Origin of the sequence: Roseococcus sp. SYP-B2431, from assembly GCF_004336745.1 — a bacterium.
GTDB lineage: Bacteria > Pseudomonadota > Alphaproteobacteria > Acetobacterales > Acetobacteraceae > Roseococcus.
In genome coordinates this window covers 1,004,486-1,023,380 of the sequence record NZ_SJXD01000011.1, presented here as the reverse complement: position 1 = coordinate 1,023,380, position 18,895 = coordinate 1,004,486, and the positions used below count along the sequence as shown (strand labels likewise).

Genomic DNA, 18,895 nt, shown 5'->3' with positions numbered 1-18,895 from the left:
CCTGGGATACCGGCCGCGCATGTCCATCCACGTCGCCCTGACGCACAAGACGACCTACAGCTACGACCGGGCGGTGACGCTGGGGCCCCAGACCATCCGGCTGCGGCCGGCGCCGCATGCGCGCACGCCCATCTTGGCCTATTCGCTGAAGGTCGAGCCCAGGCCGCATTTCATCAACTGGCAGCAGGATCCGCAGGGGAATTTCCAGGCGCGCGTCGTCTTCCCGGAACGGGTGACGCATTTCGACGTGACGGTCGACCTCGTCGCCGACATGGCGACCATCAATCCCTTCGACTTCTTCCTGGAGCCCGAGGCGGAGAACTTTCCTTTCGCCTACGACCCGGTCCTCGACCAGGAGCTGGCGCCCTTCCGCAAGCTGGAGACGCCAGGCCCGAAGCTGGCCGCCCTGCTGGCGCAGATCCCGCGCCACGAGCGCCGCATGGTGGACATGCTGGTCGAGGTGAACCAGCTCGTGCAGTCCAGGATCTCCTACATCGTCCGCCTGGAGCCCGGCGTCTGGGAGCCCGAGAAGGCCCTCACCGAAGGCCGCGGCTCCTGCCGGGATTCGGCCTGGCTCCTCGTCCAGGCGCTGCGCCATCTCGGCTTCGCCGCGCGCTTCTGCTCGGGCTACCTGATCCAGCTGGTGGCCGACCAGAAGCCGGTCGATGGCGGCCCCGAGGGTCCCGCCGCCGATTTCACCGACCTGCACGCCTGGGCCGAGGTCTATCTGCCCGGTGCCGGCTGGGTCGGGCTCGACGCCACCTCCGGCCTGATGGCGGGCGAGGGGCATATCCCGCTCGCCGCGACGCCGGACCCGCAATCGGCGGCGCCCATCTCGGGCCTCGTCGAGAAGGCCGAGACCGAGTTCGGCTTCGAGATGGCGGTGACCCGCCTGCGCGAGACGCCGCGCGTCACCAGGCCCTACACCCCCGCCACCTGGGCCGCGATCCAGGCGGCCGGCGCGAAGGTGGACGCAGCCATCGAGGCGCAGGGCCTGCGCCTCACCATGGGCGGCGAGCCCACCTTCGTCGCCGCCACCGACCGCGAAGCGGCCGAGTGGAACACCGACGCGCTCGGCCCCACCAAGCGCGCCTATGCGGGGCGGCTGCTGCGACGGCTGATCCCGCTCTGGTCCAAGGGCGCGGTGATCCATACGGGGCAGGGCAAGCAGTATCCGGGCGAGCCGCTGCCGCGCTTCGCGCTGTCGGCGCATTGGCGCGCGGATGGCGAGCCGGTGTGGCGCAACCCCGCGCTGCTCGCCTCGGACGACGACAAGGGCACGGCCACCGCCGCCGAGGCCGAGGCCTTTGGCAGGATCCTGGCGGAGCGGCTGCAGGTTCCGCCCGATCTGCTGCGCGCCGCCCATGAGGACGTCCACTACTACCTCTGGCGCGAGAGCCGGCTGCCGGCGAACGTCGTTGCCGAGGACGCGAAGCTCGCCGACAGGCTGGAGCGCGCCCGCTTCGCCCGCCTGTTCCGGGGCGGCCTTTCCGAGCCGACAGGCTCGGTGCTCCCGCTGCGCCGGGTGGTCCAGGGCGGCGAGCGCCGCTGGCAGTCCGGCCGCTGGTTCTTCCGCGACGACACGATCTTCCTCACGCCCGGCGACGCGCCGATGGGCCTGCGCTTGCCGCTGTCCTCGCTGCCCTGGATCGATCCCGCGCAGCTGGCGAAGGAGGCGGATTCAATCACCGATCCCTTCTCGCCCGATCGCGACAGGGAACTGCGGCCGCGCGACCAGCTGCGCGCGTCGCTGCCGCTGCCGGAGGGGCGGGACGGCGAGCTCTCCGCCGACCAGCAACCCACGCCGCAGGCCGCGCCCGAGGTGGGCATGGACGATCCGGCGCAGGTCCGCACGGCGCTTTGCGTGGAGCCGCGCAACGGGCTGCTCCACGTCTTCTTCCCGCCGCTCTTCGACGTGGAGGACTGGCTGGCGCTCGTCGCCGCGGTGGAAGCCACGGCCGAGGAAACGGGGCAGAAGGTTCTCCTTGAGGGCTACCTGCCGCCGCGCGACCCGCGCCTGCCGCACTTCTCCGTCACCCCCGATCCGGGCGTGATCGAGGTGAACATCCACCCCGCCACCTCCTGGCCGGACATGGTCGAGCGCACGGAGCAGCTCTACGAGCAGGCCCGCCAGGTCGGCCTCGCCGCGGAGAAGTTCATGCTGGACGGCAAGCATGTCGGCACCGGCGGCGGCAACCATGTGGTGATGGGCGCGGCCCGGCCGGAGGACAGCCCCTTCCTGCGCCGGCCGGACCTGCTGCGCAGCCTGGTTTCCTTTTGGCACAACCACCCCTCGCTGAGCTTCCTCTTCAGCGGGCTCTTCATCGGCCCGACCAGCCAGCATCCGCGCGTGGACGAGGCGCGGATGGACGCGCTGCGCGAGCTGGACATCGCCTTCGGCGAGCTGGACCGGATCGGCGGAAATCCCCCGCCCTGGATGACCGACCGGCTGTTCCGCAACATCCTCGCCGACATGACGGGCAACACGCACCGCACCGAGTTCTGCATCGACAAGATGTACGACCCGAACTCCTCGACCGGCCGCCTCGGTCTCGTGGAGTTCCGTGCCTTCGAGATGCCGCCGCATCCGGAGATGAGCCTCGCGCAGATGCTGCTGATGCGCTCGGCGCTCGCCGCCTTCTGGCGGACGCCCTATCGCCAGTCCCTGGTGCGCTGGGGCACGGGCCTGCACGACCGCTTCATGCTCCCCCACCATGCCGAGCGCGACTTCGCGGGCGCGCTGGAGGAGCTGGGGCAGATGGGCTTCCCGCTCGAAGGGAGTGGTTCGCCCCGCATCTGGAGTTCCGCTTCCCGCAGATCGGCCAAGTCGCGATCGAGGGCATGGAGCTGGAGCTGCGCGACGCGCTGGAGCCCTGGCACGTGCTGGGTGAGGAGCAGGCCGCCGGCGGCACCGTCCGCTACGTGGACAGCAGCGTCGAGCGCGTGCAGGCCAAGGTCAGCAACTGGGTGCCCGACCGTTTCGTCCTAGCGGCCAATGGCGTGGCCGTGCCGTTGCAGCCCACCGGCCGCGCGGGCGAGTTCGTCGCCGGCATCCGCTTCAAGGCCTGGGATCCGCCCTCCGCGCTGCATCCCTCCGTGCGCGGGCAGGGCCCGCTTGTCCTCGATGTGCACGACCGCTGGACCGGCCGCGCGATCGGCGGGCTCACGCATGAGGTCGTGCACCCCGGCGGCATGGCCTACGAGGCCTTCCCAGTGAACGCGAATTCCGCCGAGGCTCGCCGGCGCTCGCGGTTCAAGCCCTTCGGCCATCAGCCCGGCGCACGCATCGTAGCCGAGCCGCAGCGCAGCCTGGAGCATCCCTGCACGCTGGACCTGCGCGCCTTCGCCGGCCGGGCGTCCCATGGCTGACCTGCATGCCTGAGCTCCTGGGCAACGGCCCCGACGAGATGGTCTCCGGCGCCGGCCGCATCCGGGGTCATTGGCGCGCGCTCATGGGCATCATCGGCAGCCTCGGCCGTCCGGCCCTGGCCGAGCGCGGCGAGCGCCTCTCGCGCGCCATGGCCGAGGACGGCGTGGCCTCGCTCCTGCCCGGCGCCGCCGGCGAACTGTGGAAGCTCGACCCCGTGCCACTGCCCATCATGGGCGAGGAGTTCGAGGCGCTGGCCGCCGGCATGGCCCAGCGCGCGCGGCTGCTGGATGCGGTCCTCGGCGACCTCTACGGCCCGCAGGAGCTGATGGCCGGCGGGCATGTCCCCGCGCCGCTGATCTTCGGCAGCCCGAGCTTCCTGCGGACGGCGCGCCGCAGCTCGGGCCTGCCGCGCCGGCCTATGCTGCACCTCTACGCGGCCGACCTGCTGCGCCGGCCAGACGGCAGCTGGGCCGTGCTGCAGGACCGGACCAGTCTCTGCTCCGGCCTCGGCCAGCTGCTGGAGAACCGCCGGCTGCACAGCTCGGCCATGGCGGAAGCCTTCGGCGCCGCCCAGCCGCGCAGCATCTCGCCCTTCTTCGAGCTGTGGCAGGAGGCACTGATCCGCCTCGCGCCGCATGGCCGGCGCGACCCCGCCATCGCGCTGCTCTCGCCTGGCACGCGCGACCCGCACTGGTTCGAGCATGTGGTGCTCTCGCGCGAGCTGGGCTGTACTTTGGTGGAGACCGGCGACCTCACCATGCGCGGCGGCGCGCTCTTCCTGAAGACCCTGGCCGGGCTGCAGCCGCTGGACGTGGTGCTCTCCCGCGTGGACGCGGCCGCGCTCGACCCCCTGGACCAGCCCGAGGCCAATGCGGCGGGCGGCGTCCCGGGCCTGCTGGACGCGGTGCGCCACGGCGCGCTGTGCCTGCTGAACGCGCCCGGCGCCGGCCTCGGCGAGGCCCCGGCGCTGGCGGCCTTCCTGGAATCCCTCTGCCCGAAGGTGCTGGGCGAGACGCTCATGCTGCCCTCGCTGCCGACTCATTGGCTGATGCCCGGCGCGCCCCTGCCGCCGCTGCCCGAGGGCTATTCGGCCTGGGGCTTCCGGCCCGCCGGGCGGGGCGCCGCGGCGGAGGTCGCGGCGCGGCCCTTCGACCCGCCGCCCGCCGGCCTCGCGGCGACGGCGCTGCCGCCGCTGCCGGTCGCGCCCTCGCTGGTCGGCTCGGTGCTGACGCCCACGCCCTTCGTGCTGCGCCTCTTCGCCGTCTCGGACGGGACGCAGTGGCACGTGCTGCCCGGCGGCATCGCGCGCGTGGCCAAGGCGGGCACCGCGCTCACCGGCCGGCTGCCCGGCGGCGGCTGGTGCAAGGACGTCTGGGTGCCCGCGGATCCCTCCGAGGCCATCATCGGGCCCGCGGCGCAGAGCGGCCCGCCGATCGCGATCACCCGCACGGCCGGCGCCATCCCATCCCGCGTGGCGGACAACCTCTTCTGGCTCGGCCGCTACGTGGAGCGACTGGACCGCGCGGCCCGGCTGATGCGCGCGGCCGTCGCGCGCCTGCGCCGCGGCGCCGTGCTCCCGCGCGAGTTGGCGGAGCTCTCCACGCTCGCCACCTGCCTCTGCGAGGCGGGGTTGATCGACGAGGAGGCGCGCCCCAGCGCCGGCAGCCTGACATCGCTGGCCAATGCGCTGGAGCGCACCGCGAAGCCCGCCGTGCAGCGGCTGCAGGGCCGCATCGGTGGCCTTGTGGAATCCGTGCGCGACCGGCTGACCGCCGACATGCATGCGACGCTGAAGCAGACGCTCCGCGCAGCGGAGGAGGCGCTGGAGGAATCGCCGGACGGCCTGCCGGACCTCGCCCGCGCGCTGCTGCCCTCGCTGCGCTTCGCCAATGCGGTCGCCGGCATCGCCTCGGAGAACATGGTGCGCGGCGGCGCGCGGCTCTTTCTCGAACTCGGCCGGCGCATCGAGCGCGCCCAGGCCGTCGCCGCCGAGGTGGCCGTCGCGCTGGACACGCCGCCGGCGCGCATCGAGGCCGGGCTGCGGCTCGTGCTGGAGCTCTGCGACAGCGTCATCACCTATCGCAGCCGCTACCTGGCCATCCTGCAGCCGGCGCCGGCGCTGGACCTGGTGCTCGCCGACTCCTCGAACCCGCGCGGGCTGGCCTTCCAGCTCAAGGCCATCCGCGCCGCCCTGGCCGAGGTGGCGGGCTTCGCCGAGGAGGACGGCCCGGCCGGCCGGGCCGAGCGCCTGCTGGCCCGGGCGGAGGGCGTGACGACGGCGCTGCTGGCCGCTCCCGATCAGGCGGTGGAGGCGACCCGCCTGCTGCCTTCCCTGCTGCGGGAGATGGCGGCGGAGCTCGGCGAATTGTCGGATTCCCTGGGCCGCCGGTATTTCGCCCTGCTGCCTGCGGCCCGCGCCGTCGGCGTGGACATGGGCGAGGCGGCGATCATCGAGGCCTGATGCCTCTCGGTCATAGCCGGGCCGCCGCGCATCCGGCATTGTGGGGGGATGATTCGCCCGCCAACGGCCGCCGCATGGGCCGCCGCATGATCTACAGCCTCCGCCATCGGACGGCCTACGGCTATGCGCGCACGGTGGACCTGGCGTCCCACCTGCTGCACCTGAAGCCGCGCATCCTGCCCGGGCAGCGCGTGCTCTCGGCGCGGCTGACCTGCCTGCCGGCGCCCGACCATCACACCGAGACGCATGACCATTTCGGCAATGCGGCCACGCGGCTCTTCCTGGTGGCGCCGCATACGGCCTTCGAAGTGACGGCGGAATCCCTGGTCGAGGTGGATTTTCCCGAGGCGCCGCCCGCCGCGCGCAGCCTTCCCTGGGAGCGGATCGCCGCCGCCGGCCTGGGCGCGGAGACGGCGGATTTCCTGCTGCCCACCCTCTTTGTCCCGCTGATCCCCGAGGCCACGGCCTATGCCGCCGTCAGCTTCCCGCCCGGCCGGCCGGTGCTGGAGGGGCTGCTCGACCTCAATCGCCGCATCCGGCAGGAGTTCACCTTCCAGGCCGGCGTGACCAGCATCACCACGCCCATCGCCGAGGTGCTGCGGATGCGGCGCGGCGTCTGCCAGGACTTTTCCCAGCTCATGCTGGCGGGGCTGCGCGGGCTCGGCCTGCCGGCGCGCTATGTCTCGGGCTATGTGCGGACGCGCCCGCCGCCGGGCCAGGCGCGGCGGCGCGGGGCGGACCAGTCGCACGCCTGGGTCTCGGCCTGGATCGGCGACGAATGGGTGCAGCTCGATCCCACCAACGGCCTCGTGGTGCGCGACGAGCATGTGGTGCTCGCCTGGGGGCGCGATTTTTCCGACATCTCGCCGGTGCGGGGCGTGCTGCTCGGCGGCGGGGCGCATCGGCTCGAGGTGAACGTGGACCTGGAGCCGGCGACGGAGCGGGTGGCCTGAGGGCTCGCCGCCTCCGCCGGCCCCTCGCGATCAGCCCTGGCCGAGCAGCAGCGGCCGGAACGCCGCCGGATCCTTCAGCATCGCCGCCACGGCCGAGATTCCCTCGTCCACCGCCTGCGCCACCGCTTTCACGCCGCCGCAGCGCTCCAGCGCCGGCCCTGCGGGCTTGAGCCGCAGGGCCGGGTGCGAGCCGGGCTGGCCCGCGATGTTGGTCGTCAGGATGCCGTGGCCCTGCATCAGCAGCATGCCGAGCGCGGCCGTCGCCTCCACGGGGACGACCGGGGGGCCGCCGATCCCGGCCCGGGCGCAGGTCAGTGCCAGCACCTCATCCGCGCTGACCATGGGCCCGAGGTCGGTCCGCTCGACCGCATCGCCGCCCAGCCGGGCGATCAGCGCGCCGCTGAGCGCGGTGCCCTGGGCCGCCTCGTGCCGCAGGTCGTCCGGCGAATAGGCCTCGAGCCCGCGCAGCACGCCGGCCGCGACCGGCGCGCGCGCCTCCATGCCGAGGAGGCTGCCGGCGGCGATGATCCGCGCCATCAGGGCCGCGTCGCCGGCCATGACGCCCGCGCGCGGGCCGGGCAGCCCGGCCTTGTCGGCATTGGTGACCACGAGGTCCGCCCCATGCGCGAAGCCCGGCGCTCCGCCGTGCAGGACCGTGCGGATGCGGGCGCCATAGGCGTCGTCGAGCAGCACGGGCAGGCCCGCGCGGCGGCCGAGCGCCGCGGCCTCGGCGATCCCGGCTTCGGGCAGGCGCGCGAGGCTGCTCGTCACGGTGGTGACGACCAGGACCGAGGCCGGTGTCGCCAGCAGCGCCGGCAGGGCCGTGATCCCCTCGATCTCCTCGAAGCCGGCGCCGGCGATGACGGCGCCCCGGCGCAGCGAGGGATGGGAGCGGCCCGTCTCCGGCACGACGGAGACCACGCGCCCCTGCGGCGCCAGGGCCAGCATGCTGGCGGCCAGGGCGGCGCTGCCGCGATTGAAGACGAAGCAGGCGGCCTCGGGCGGTGCGGCGAGATGGGCGCGGATGGCCGCCGCCAGCGCCTCGCCGTAAAGGGAGGGACCGATCCACTCCTCGGCCAGGGTGGAGATGTCCGCCTCGCCCAGCAGGAAGTTCCGCCGGTTGCCGGTGAAGATGCCGACGCTCGCCATCCCGAGCCGCAGCACGCGCTCGCGGATCAGGGCGACGCCCTGGCGCTGGCGCCGCCCGTCTTCGGTGGCGGAGGCGAGGATGGCCCCGCGCGCGAAGCCGGCAGCGGGGTCGATGGGGTTGCCGAAGCGGTCGTGCGGGGTCATTCGATCCTGATCTGCGCGGCGCGGACGAGCTCGCCCCAGCGGGCGAGGTCGGAGCGAATCAGGCTGGCGAAGGCCGCGGGCCCGGTCGCCTGCGGGACCAGCCCCATGGTGGCCATGCGCGCCCGGATCGTGGGCTCCTGCACGGCGCCCGCCAGGGCGGCGGCGACGCGCTCGACGATCGGCGCCGGCGTGCCGGCGGGCGCCAGCAGCCCCCACCAATGCGCGGCCACGAGATCGATGCCCTGCTCTCGGAAGGTGGGCGTGTCGGGCAGCTCGGGCATCCGCTCGGCCGTCGCGACGCCCAGCGCGCGGATGGTGTTGTTCTGCAGGAAGGGCGCGGCGGTCAGCATCGTCGTGAAGGCGACCTGGACCTGCCCCGCCGCGAGATCCGTGATGGAGGGGCCGGAGCCGCGATAGGGAACCTGCACCAGCTTGGTCCCGGTGACGCGCTGGAACATCTCGGACATCAGATGCGTGTTGCCGCCGATGCCGGCGAGCGCGATGGAGAAGCCGTCCGGCCGGGCGCGGGCGAGCTCGGCAAAGGCCCGGGCGTCGCGCGCCGGCAGGCGGGGATTGGCGAAGAGGATCATCGGCGCCACGCCCACCAGCGAGACCGACGCGAAATCCGCCACCGGGTCGAAGGGCAGGTTCGGCATGAGATGCGGCACCGCGGTGTGCGGCAGGTCGGCCAGAAGCAGCGTGTAGCCGTCGGGCGCCGAGCGGGCCACCGCCTCGGTCCCGATCACGCCGGAGGCGCCGGCGCGGTTGTCGATCACGACGGACTGGCCCAGCGCGGCCTGGATCCCGGTCGCCACCAGCCGCGCCGTCACGTCCGAGCCGCCGCCGGGCGGGTAGGGGACAACGATGCGGATAGGCCTGCTGGGCCAGGGAGCCTCCTGGGCGAGCGCCGGCGCGGCGAGCGACGGGAGAAGGGCCGAGGCGGCGAGGAGCCTGCGGCGACGGAGCGGAAGATGGGACATGCGGCGGCCCTCCGGTTGTCTATGAGGCATCAGCGTGATCCCAGCAGGCTGTTCCAGCGAGCGAATTCGGCACGCACGACCGCCTCGCTCTCCTCGAGTGTGCCGCCCAGTACATTGTCCGCGCCGAGCTCGGCGAAGCGGCGCTGGGTGGCCTCGGTGCGCAGCGCCCGCACGATGGCCTGGCGGAGGGTTTCGCGGATGGCGGGCGGGGTGGCGGAGCTCACGAAGACGCCCTGCCAGACGGAGAAGGCGTCGTCCACGCCGATCTCCCGCCAGGTGGGGATATCGGGCGCGAAGCGGCTGCGCCGGGCGGAGGTGACGGCCAGCGCCCGCGCGCCGCCGCCACGGGCGGTCTGGAAGCCGGTGGTGCCGGTGTCGAAGAGCAGCGCGATGCGCCCGGCCAGGAGATCGAGCGTGGCGGGCGCGCCGCCGCGATAGGGAATCTCGTTCATCCGCGCGCCGGACGCCCGCAGGAAAAGCAGCGTCGCCATCTGCAGCGTGCCGCCGCCGCCCGTGTTGCCGTAGTCGTAGCGACCAGGATGGGCGCGGACCAGCGCCACGAATTCCTGTCCGGTCGTGGCAGGCACGTTGTTGGCGACGAGCATCGCCATGGGCGTGTCGATCAGCAGGGTGACCGGGGACAGCGCCTGGGCCGGATCGATGGGGGAATTGGGGGTGAAGTGGCGCAGCGCCGCGATGCTGTTGTTGTTCACCAGCATCGTGTGGCCGTCGGCCGGCGCGCGGGCGACGGCCTCGCTGCCCACCACGCCGCCGCCGCCCGGGCGGTTCTCGACGACGACGGGCTGCGACAGTTGCGCGCCCATGGCCTCGGCGAGGACGCGCGCCGTGACATCCGTGGCACCGCCGGCCGCGAAGGGCACGACGATGCGCAGCGGATGGTCGGGGAAGGACTGCGCCGCGGCGAAGCCCGGCACCGCCAGAAGAAGGAGGACAAGGCTGCGAAGGTTCATCATGCGAAGCTCCTTGTTGCGGCGAAGGCTGTCGTGGAGAGGCTCATGGTGCGCGGAGGGCGGCTGTGGCGACGAGGTCCGGCCTGCCGGCCTCGTCGGTGACGACACCATAGACGTCCCGCGCGGCCGCAGTGGAGACCTTGCCCTGCCGGAGGTCGCGCGCCACCGCTTCCGGATCGCGTGCCCGCGGGTCGCCGTATCCGCCGCCCCCCGGGGTCACGATGCGGAGCAGCGCGCCGTCTTCCAGCCCGTATTCCGAGGCGGTGGAAGGCAGGCGCGGTCCGGCCGGCGTGGCGTCGGGGTCGAGGAGGAAGGCGCCGAGGTTGCCGTCGCGCCCGCCGTCCAGGCCGAGCGCCGGGTAGACCTGCCGGGCGCTGCGCAGGGCCAGCACGGCCTCGGGTGCCGTGATGCGAAGGTCGCGCCGGACGCCAAGGCCGCCGCGATGCCTGCCGGCACCGCCGCTGTCCGGGATCAGCTCGTAGCGTTCCACGCGCATGGGGAATTCGAGCTCCGTCACCTCCACCGGCAGGTTGGAGGTGTTGGTCATGTGCAACTGCATGACGTCGAGCCCGTCGCCCTTCGCCGTGCCGCCCTGGCCGCCGGCGAAGTTCTCATAGTCCACGTAGAAGCGGTTCCGGATCGGGTCCGGGCCAGCCAGGATGATCCCCTGATAGGGCCCGCCCGCCGCCATGGCGAGGTCCGGCGCGGCCTGGCCGAAGCACTGCATGATGGCATCGGCGAGGATCATGGAGGTGAGGTTCCGCGACCCCACGCCGCCCGGGGCACGCGGGTTCACCACGCTGCCCTCGGGCGCCACGACATGGACGGCGCGATAGAGGCCCTCGTTGACCGGCATGGCGGGATCGATCACCGCCTTGGTGCAGAAATACACCGTGGCCATGAGATGCGTGTAGGGAACGTTCTTGCCCGAGGCGATCTGCGGCCCGCAGCGCGAGAAGTCGAAGGTCAGGCCGTCATGGCCCACCGTCAGCGTCACGCCCAGGCGGACCGGGCGGTCGCTGATGCCGTCCTCGTCCAGGAAGTCCTCGGCCTGGTAGACGCCGGGCGCCAGGACCTTCGCGATGCGGCTGCGCGCCCGGCGCTCGTTGGCGTCGAGCATCGCCGCGATGGCCGCCTCGGTCGCCGCCGTGCCGTAGCGGGCATGGAGCGCCAGCATGCGCTGCACGCCGCGGGTGTTGGAGGCGATCTGCGCCTTGAGGTCGCCGTCCGAGAAATGCGGCGTGCGCGTGTTCAGCAGGAAGAGCTCCCAGACGTCGCGGCGCGGCACGCCGGCATCGATGAGCTTCATGGGCGGATAGCGGATGCCCTCCTGGAAGATGGAGGTGCTGTCGCCTGCCTCGCTGCCAGGCACGCGGCCGCCCACGTCCGAATGATGGGTGACCGAGGCGGCGAAGGCCACGGGGCGGCCGTCCACGAAGATGGGCGTCGCCAGCGTGCAGTCGTTCAGGTGGGTGACGCCGACGATATAGGGATCGTTGGCGAGGAAGGCATCGCCGGGCCTCAGCTCTTCGAGCGGGAAGCGCTCGAGGATGGCGGGCACCAGCCGCAGCGTGGAGCCCAGATGCGCGGGGGCATGCGTGGCCAGCGCCAGGGTGCGGCCCTGCAGGTCGACAAGCGCGGTGGAGCAGTCCGCCCTCTCCTTCACGTTCGGCGAATAGGCGGTGCGGATGAGGCTTGCGCACATCTCCCAGGCCGCGGCCTCGAGTCCGCTCGCGATGATCTCGGTGCTGGCGGCGGTCATGCGTTGCCTCCGGGGGTCTCGATGTCGAGCAGAAGGTTGAACTGGGCGTCCACCGTGCAGCGGAAGCCAGGCGGGACGATGGTGGTGGTGTCCATCTGCTCGACGAGGAGCGGTCCCTGCAGCACGTCGCCCGGTTGGAGGTCGTCGCGCGCGAAGACCGGCGTCGCGGCGAAGCCGGTCTGCGGGAAATGCGCGCGGCGCTCGCCGATGGGCCGCGGTGGGCCGTCGCGTCGCGCCCGGGAGGGCGCGACCGCCTCCGCCTGTCCGGTCGGCAGCATGGCGCGCAGCCGGAAGGTCACGAGTTCGATGGGCTTGTCCGGCTGGTCGTAGCCGTAGAGGCGGCGGTGCTCGGCATCGAAGCCCTCGCGCACGGCGGGGATGATCGCATTGGGCGCAGGCATGCCGGGCAGGGGGATCTGCAGTTCGAAGTTCTGGCCCTGGTAGCGCGCATCCACCAGTTGCTCGAAGGCGAGCTGTCCTGTCTCCTGACCACTGCGCGCCAGGATCGCCCGCGCGCGCTCGGCGAGGCCGGCGAGTATGGCGGCCGCGGCCTCGCCGCCGCCGGCCTCGCCGTCACGGATCAGCCGGGTCTGGCTGAGATCCACCTGCACGTCCTTGGTCAGCACGCCCATGGCGCAGAGCAGGCCGGGGCTGGTCGGCACCAGCACGCGCATGCCGAGCTCCTGGGCGACCTCGGCCGCGTGCAGCGGCCCCGCGCCGCCGAAGGCGACGAGCACGAAGTCGCCGGGATCGAGCCCGCGCTCCACCGAGACGTATCGGATGGCCTGGGCGATGTTGGTGTTGGAGATGGCGATGATGGCGGCGGCCGCATCCTCGACGCCGAGGCCCTTCGGCCCGGCGACCACGCGCCCGATGGCCCCGGCCGAGGCCGCGGCGTCGATCGCCAGCCTTCCGGCGAGCAGGTGCGTGGGATTGAGCCGGCCGAGCACGACGTTGGCGTCCGTCACGGTCGGCTCCGTTCCGCCCTGGCGGTAGCAGGCCGGCCCCGGCTTCGCGCCGGCCGAGCGCGGCCCGACGCGCAGCAGCCCACCCGCATCCACCCAGGCCATGCTGCTGCCCCCGGCGCCCACCGTATGCACGTCCACCGCCGCGGAGCGGATGGGAAGCCCGTCGATCTGGCGGGTCTGCGTGACCTCCGGCCGCATGGCACGGATCAGGCAGACGTCGGTGGAGGTGCCGCCCATGTCGAAGGTGACGAGGTTGGCGAAGCCCGCCGCGCGGCCGAGATGCAGCGTGGCGCTGACCCCGCCCGAGGGGCCGGAGAGCAGCGTGTCGAGCGGCCGCTCCGCCGCAAGCTCGGTGGAGAAGACGCCGCCGCCCGAGGTCATCACCCAGGGAGGGACGGTGACGCCGAGCTCGGCCACTGCAGCGCGGAAGCGGGCGAGGTAGCGCCGCATCACCGGCATCAGCGCGGCGTTGACGACGGTCGAGCTGAGCCGTTCGTATTCGCGGAACTCGGGAAGCAGATCGGTGGCGACGGTGAGCGCGACCTCCGGCCATTCGGCGCGCAGGATCTCCGCCGCGCGGCGCTCATGGGCGGGATTGGCATAGGCGTGGAGGAAGCAGACGGCCACGCTCTCGCAGCCGGCCGCGCGCAGGCCCGCGACGGCGGCGCGCAGGCCCTCCTCGTCGAGCGGCAGCAGGACGGAGCCGTCGGCGGCCATGCGCTCGCGCACCTCGAAGCGCAGCTCGCGCGGCGCCAAAGGCAGGGGACGGCGGGCGAAGAGATCGTAGACATGCGGGCGGCGCTGCCGGCCGATCTCCAGCAGGTCACGGAAACCTTCCGTGGTGATCAGCCCGGTGCGGGCCAGCCGGCGCTCCAGGAGCGCGTTCGTGGCGACAGTGGTGCCGAGGCCGATGAAGCCGACCTCCTCCGCGCCGCGCCCGGCCAGGGCCAGGATCTCGCGGATGCCCTGCACGGGCGCGAGATCGGGATTCTCAGGCGTGGAGGAGAGCTTGTGGCGGACGGTCTCGCCAGTTGCGCCGTCCGCGAGGAAGACGTCGGTGAAGGTGCCGCCGACGTCGAGGCCGATCCTGAGGACTCCGGGAGTTCCGATGGGACTGTTCCTTCAAATGGCTTCACGACATTGCTATTCGCGATTGTCCGGTTGACACTACAAATCGGCGGCCGAAGCTTGTCAACGACGAAAGAAAAGGACCGCGAATGCAAAACATTCCTTGGAATAATTTCTTTGCGGACTCTCTCGCCCAGGCGGATCCCGAGCTGGAGCGCCTCCTCGCGGCGCAGAGAGCGCAGAATGCCGCCACCGTGAACCTCGTCGCCTCCGAGACCTATTCGCCGCGCGCCGCGCTGGAGGCGGAGGCTTCGGTGCTGGTGGACAAGAACGCGTCGGGATATCCTCCGCGACGGGGCTTCGGCGGCGGCGCTGTGATGGATGCCATCGAGGAGCTGGCCTGCGCGCGGGCCCGCGCGCTCTTCGGCGCCGAGCACGCCAATATCCAGGCGCTGTCCTCGACCATCGCGAATGTCGCGGTCCTGCGGGGCCTGCTGCGGCGGGGCGAGCGCATCCTGGCCTTCGACCCCTCGGCGGGCCGCCATGGCAGCCATGGCGCTGCGAAGCATATCTCCGGCCAGGAGCACGAGGTCGCCTTCTTCGGCGTGCGCGAGGACGGCGTCGTGGACTACGAGGCTGCCGCGGCCCGGGCCCAGGTTTTCCGGCCGCGCATGATTGTCGCCGGCTCCAGCGCCTATCCGCTGCCGCTGGACTTCTCCCGGCTGGCGGGGATCGCACGCGGCGTCGGGGCGCTGATCTTTGCGGATGTCGCGCATGTGTCCGGGCTGATCCTGGCGGGGCTGCATGAGAACCCGGTGCCCTTCTGCGACGTGGTGACGAGCTCGACGCACAAGACGATGTGCGGGCCGCGCACGGGTGGGCTGATCCTGTGCCGCGCGGAGCATGCGGCGGCGATCGACGCGGCGCTGGCGCCGGGGCTGCAGGCGGCGCCGGGCGGGCACATCATCGCGGCGCGGGCGGCACTGTTCGGGCTGGTGGCGCGGCCGGAGTTCCGTGTGCTGATGCGGCGCGTGGTGGAGGGCGCGCAGGCCCTGGCCGAGGGACTCTCCGCGGCGGGGGTGCCGCTCTATGCGGGCGGCACGGGGACGCACATGGTGGTCGCGGAGACGCCACGGGCAGAGGCCGGGACCCTGTTCCGGCATGGGGTCGCGGCGAATACGACGACGCTGCCGGGCCGCGCGGGCCTGCGGCTGGGCTCCACGCCGATGGCGATCCGCGGGCTCAACGCGCCGGGCTTCCGGGCGTTGGGCCTCGGGCTGGGCCGCTTCCTGCTCGGCGAGGCGGAGGATGCCGGCTTCGCCGCGGAGATGGCGGCGCTCGCACGGCGACATCCGGTTCCTCCGGGCCTGGAATAGCTCGGGTCGGCAGCGAGGAGGCCGCCCGGCGACTCCTGCTTGCTCCCGTTCCGGATGACGGGCAGCCTGCATCGCAGCATGCTTCCGGAAGCGATCATCGTCGGCGTCGGCGCCGAACATGGGCTGGGCGCGGCCGTCGCCCGCCGGTTCGCGCGCGAGGGCCATCGCGTGATCCTGGCCGGCCGGACCATGGACAAGCTCGCTACCGTCGTGGCCGGCATCGAGGCGGCGGGCGGCTCGGCCGAGGCGGTGGTCGCGGACGCCGCCGACTCCGTGCAGGTCGGCCGGCTGTTCGACCGCGCGCAGAACCCCGGGGCCGTCGTCTTCAACGCGGGCGTGAACATCCGCGCGGCCTTCCGCGAGATCTCGGTCGAGACCTTCGAGGAGGCCTGGCGCACCAACACGCTGGGCGGCTTCGTGGTGGGACGCGAGGCGGCGCGGCGGATGGTGCCCCAGGGCCGCGGCACGCTGATCTTCACGGGAGCCACGGCGAGCCTGCGGGGCGCGGCCCATTTCGCGGCCTTCGCCGCGGCGAAGGCGGGGCTGCGGGTGCTCGCGCAATCGGCCGCGCGGGAGCTCGGGCCGCTCGGCCTGCACGTCGCGCATGTCGTCATCGACGGCGGCATCGACGGCGAGCGGCTGCGCGCGCGCCACCCGGAGCGCGCGGCGGCGGCCGGCGAGGACGGGCTGCTGAATATCGATGCGATCGCCGAGGCCTATTGGCAGCTGCATTGCCAGCACCGCTCGGCCTGGACGCTCGAACTCGACCTGCGACCCTACAAGGAGCCCTTCTGATGACGACGCGCCGCACCCTCCTGACCGCCGCCGCCGCGATGCCGCTGGCCGCCCCCCTCGCGGCGCCGCCGGCCGTCGCGCAGACCGCCTGGCCGAACCGGCCCGTCCGCATCGTGGTGCCCTTCGCGGCCGGCGGCTCCGTGGACGTGATGGCCCGCGTCATCGCCGGGCGCCTGCAGGAGCGGACCGGGCAGACCTTCACCGTCGAGAACCGCACCGGCGCCAATGGCACGATCGGCGGCATCGCCGTCTCGCAGGCCACGCCGGACGGCTACACGCTGCTCGTCTCGGCCAGCGTGCAGACCATTGCGCGGCTGGTGATGCGCAACCCGGGCTACGACCCGCTGACCGACCTCAAGCCGATCGCGCGGACCGGCGAGGGGCCTTGCCTCATCGCCTGCAACCCGAACCGGCCGCAGAAGACCATGGCCGAGGTGAAGGCCGCGGCCATCGCCAATCCGCGCGACTGGTCCTTCGGCGTCTCGGCGCTGGGCTCGGCGGGGCATCTCTCGACCATCCAGTTCACGCGCGCGATCGGCGCCGACCTGACGCTGGTGCCCTATCGCGGCACGACGCCGGCGTTGGCCGACCTGATGGGTGGCAATATCGGCGTCCAGATCGACCCGATGCTGGCCATGCTGCCGCCGGTGCGCGCCGGCAACCTGCACGGCCTGGCCCTGACGGCGCCGCGCCGCAACGCCGCCGCGCCGGACCTCGCGACCACGGCGGAATCCGGCTTTCCCGAGGTGGACGCGCAGTCCTGGTGGGTGGTGTGGGCGCCGCCGCGCACGCCGGACACCGTCACCGCCCGCATCGCCGGCGAGGTCGAGGCCATCATGGCCGAGCCGGCGGTGAGGACCCGGCTGGAGGGGCTGGCCATCGTGCCGCTGTTCCAGAAGGGCGCCGAGCTGGACGCCTACATCCAGCGCGACTTCGAGCGCGCCCAGACGCTGCTGCGGCTGGCCGGCGTCCAACCCGAATAGGCCTGGTTTCGGCATGGCTGCCCGCCCGCGAAAACACTTCACGCGGGCGGGATAGATCCGATATCACGTCGAGTATGCGTGATATTCCCGGAGCCCTCGACGTGACGGCCATCGCCCTGACCGGCCTGCGCAAGCGCTTCGCGGCGGGCGGGACGCTCGCGCTCGACGACGTGTCGCTCGAGGTGCGCGCAGGGGAGATCTTCGGGATCGTCGGGCGCTCGGGCGCGGGCAAGTCCACGCTGATCCGGACGGTGAACCTGCTGGAGCGGCCGGATGCCGGCGGCATTTCCGTCCTCGGCCAGGACATGCTGGCGCTGGACGATGCGGGGCTGCGCGCGGCGCGGCGGGGCATCGGCATGGTGTTCCAGCACTTCAACCTGCACACGCGGCGGACGGTGGCCGAGAACGTCGCCTTCCCGCTGGAGATCGCGGGCCTGTCACGCGCCGGGCGGCGGGCGCGGGTGGACGAGATCCTGCCGCTGGTCGGGCTGGAGGGGAAGCGCGACGCCTATCCCGCGCAGCTCTCGGGCGGGCAGAAGCAGCGGGTTGGCATCGCCCGCGCCCTGGCCTCGCGGCCCGGCCTCCTGCTCTGCGACGAGGCGACCAGCGCGCTCGACCCCGAGACGACGCAGGAGATTCTCTCGCTCGTCCGCGGGCTGCGCGACCGGCTGGACCTGACCGTGCTGCTCATCACCCATGAGATGGGGGTGGTGAAGGCCATCTGCGACCGCGTGGCGGTGATGGAGGCCGGCCGCATCATCGAGCAGGGCCGCGTCTTCGACGTCTTCACCCGGCCGGAGCAGCCGACGACGCGGCACTTCGTCTCCGAGGTGGTGGGCCATTCCGTGCCGGCGACGACGATCGCGCGGCTGCCCGAGCCCGGGCCGGGCGAGGTGCGGCAGATCGCCCAGGTGATCTTCGCCGGGCCGAACAGCACGCGCGCCGTGGTGAGCGAGGCGAGCCGGGATTTCGGCATCGACATCAACATCGTCTCCGGCCGCATCGACGAGATCGCGGGCGAGCCCTTCGGCGTGATGGCGCTTGCGGCCTATGGGCCGCGGGAAAAGATCGCCGCGAGCTTCGACTGGATGCGCGGCCTGGGCCTCACGGTCACGGAGATCGAAACATGAGCGCCGCTGGGTCACGTCTCCGGGCCGAGGTCCTTCGCCGATCGGAGATCGAAGTATGAGCGCCGCCGTTTCACGTCGCCGGGCCGAAGCCTTCCGCCGATCGGAGGCGAGATGAGCTGGCTCACCGAGACCATGCAGGACCTGCTGCTGGAAGCCTTCTGGGAGACGCTGATCATGGTCGGAGCCGCGGCGGCCATCGCCGTCGCGCTCGGCCTGCCGATCGCGCTGCTGCTGCGCGTCACCGACCGGGACGGGCTCAGCCCCAATCCCTGGGTCAACCGCCCCCTCGGGCTGGTCGTGAACGCGGCGCGCTCGACGCCCTTCATCATCCTGATGGTGGCGATCATCCCCTTCACGCGCCTCGTCGCGGGAACCTCGATCGGCACCGGCGCGGCCATCGTGCCGCTGGCGCTCGCGGCGACGGCCTTCCTCGCGCGGCTGTTCGAGAATGCGCTGCACGAGGTGGACAAGGGCGTGATCGAGGCCGCGCGCGCCATGGGCGCCACGCGGCTACAGATCGTGACCCGGGTGCTGGTGCCCGAGGCGCTGCCCGGCATCATCGCCGCCACCACCGTCGCGCTGGTCTCGCTGGTCGGCTTCTCCGCCATGGCAGGCGCCATCGGCGGCGGCGGGCTCGGCGACCTCGGCATCCGCTTCGGCTACCAGCGCTTCATGCCCGAGGTGATGGCGACCGTCGTGATCCTCCTCATCGTCTTCGTGCAAGGGCTGCAGTCGCTCGGCGACTGGCTGGTCCGGCGCGTGTCCCACCGTTGATCCTGGAGTTG

Annotated in this window: 12 protein-coding genes and 1 pseudogene; 8 read left to right on the top strand and 5 right to left on the bottom strand. The window is 72.7% G+C overall.

Going from position 1 to position 18,895, the window contains the following annotated elements:
• The first annotated feature begins 19 nt into the window (after positions 1-19).
• The 3 genes and pseudogenes from EJV46_RS06180 (at position 20) to EJV46_RS06170 (ending at position 6,784) form a co-directional block, all read left to right on the top strand.
• Positions 20-3,369: pseudogene (locus EJV46_RS06180) on the top strand (DUF2126 domain-containing protein).
• A 5-nt stretch (positions 3,370-3,374) separates the two neighbouring features.
• A complete protein-coding gene (locus EJV46_RS06175) occupies positions 3,375-5,831 on the top strand; it encodes a circularly permuted type 2 ATP-grasp protein (RefSeq protein ID WP_131547684.1) in 2,457 nt (818 codons plus the stop codon).
• Positions 5,832-5,917: 86 nt separating this feature from the next.
• Positions 5,918-6,784, top strand: coding sequence for a transglutaminase family protein (locus tag EJV46_RS06170; RefSeq protein WP_131547683.1), 867 nt, complete (start codon positions 5,918-5,920; stop codon positions 6,782-6,784).
• 30 nt (positions 6,785-6,814) lie between these two features.
• Here the strand turns inward: EJV46_RS06170 and EJV46_RS06165 are convergent, their stop codons facing one another.
• The 5 genes from EJV46_RS06165 to EJV46_RS06145 are packed head-to-tail and all read right to left on the bottom strand — an operon-like array spanning position 6,815 to position 13,844.
• Positions 6,815-8,077, bottom strand: coding sequence for a selenocysteine synthase (locus EJV46_RS06165; protein WP_131547682.1), 1,263 nt, complete (start codon positions 8,075-8,077; stop codon positions 6,815-6,817).
• On the bottom strand, positions 8,074-9,057 hold the full coding sequence (locus EJV46_RS06160; RefSeq protein ID WP_165585368.1) for a tripartite tricarboxylate transporter substrate binding protein: 984 nt from the start codon (positions 9,055-9,057) through the stop codon (positions 8,074-8,076). The genes EJV46_RS06165 and EJV46_RS06160 overlap by 4 nt, the downstream gene beginning before the upstream one ends.
• 29 nt (positions 9,058-9,086) lie before the next feature.
• Positions 9,087-10,031, bottom strand: a complete 945-nt coding sequence (locus tag EJV46_RS06155) for a tripartite tricarboxylate transporter substrate binding protein (RefSeq protein WP_165585367.1) — start codon at positions 10,029-10,031, stop codon at positions 9,087-9,089.
• A 40-nt stretch (positions 10,032-10,071) separates the two neighbouring features.
• Positions 10,072-11,790 carry a hydantoinase B/oxoprolinase family protein gene (locus tag EJV46_RS06150; RefSeq protein WP_131547679.1) on the bottom strand — a complete coding sequence of 573 codons (1,719 nt, stop codon included), beginning with the start codon at positions 11,788-11,790 and terminating at the stop codon, positions 10,072-10,074.
• Complete coding sequence (locus tag EJV46_RS06145; protein ID WP_240782453.1) at positions 11,787-13,844, bottom strand: hydantoinase/oxoprolinase family protein; 2,058 nt, start codon at positions 13,842-13,844, stop codon at positions 11,787-11,789. Before EJV46_RS06145 ends, EJV46_RS06150 begins: the two co-directional genes overlap by 4 nt.
• A gap of 131 nt (positions 13,845-13,975) precedes the next feature.
• On the opposite strand from EJV46_RS06145, the gene glyA reads away from it, so the two are divergent.
• From glyA to EJV46_RS06120, 5 genes are all read left to right on the top strand, one after another.
• Entirely contained in the window at positions 13,976-15,202 is a 1,227-nt protein-coding gene (gene glyA / locus EJV46_RS06140; RefSeq protein ID WP_131547677.1) for a serine hydroxymethyltransferase, read from the top strand.
• Between the two features lie 39 nt (positions 15,203-15,241).
• Entirely contained in the window at positions 15,242-15,997 is a 756-nt protein-coding gene (locus EJV46_RS06135) for an SDR family NAD(P)-dependent oxidoreductase (RefSeq protein ID WP_240782420.1), read from the top strand.
• The gene (locus EJV46_RS06130) at positions 15,997-16,980 is read left to right on the top strand and encodes a tripartite tricarboxylate transporter substrate binding protein (protein ID WP_131547676.1); all 984 of its coding nucleotides are present in this window, start codon (positions 15,997-15,999) and stop codon (positions 16,978-16,980) included. The genes EJV46_RS06135 and EJV46_RS06130 overlap by 1 nt, the downstream gene beginning before the upstream one ends.
• A gap of 74 nt (positions 16,981-17,054) precedes the next feature.
• Positions 17,055-18,110: a methionine ABC transporter ATP-binding protein gene (locus EJV46_RS06125; protein ID WP_131547675.1), complete on the top strand. Its 1,056-nt coding sequence runs from the start codon at positions 17,055-17,057 to the stop codon at positions 18,108-18,110.
• 111 nt (positions 18,111-18,221) lie between these two features.
• On the top strand, positions 18,222-18,884 hold the full coding sequence (locus tag EJV46_RS06120; RefSeq protein ID WP_206020713.1) for a methionine ABC transporter permease: 663 nt from the start codon (positions 18,222-18,224) through the stop codon (positions 18,882-18,884).
• The last annotated feature ends 11 nt before the right edge of the window (positions 18,885-18,895 follow it).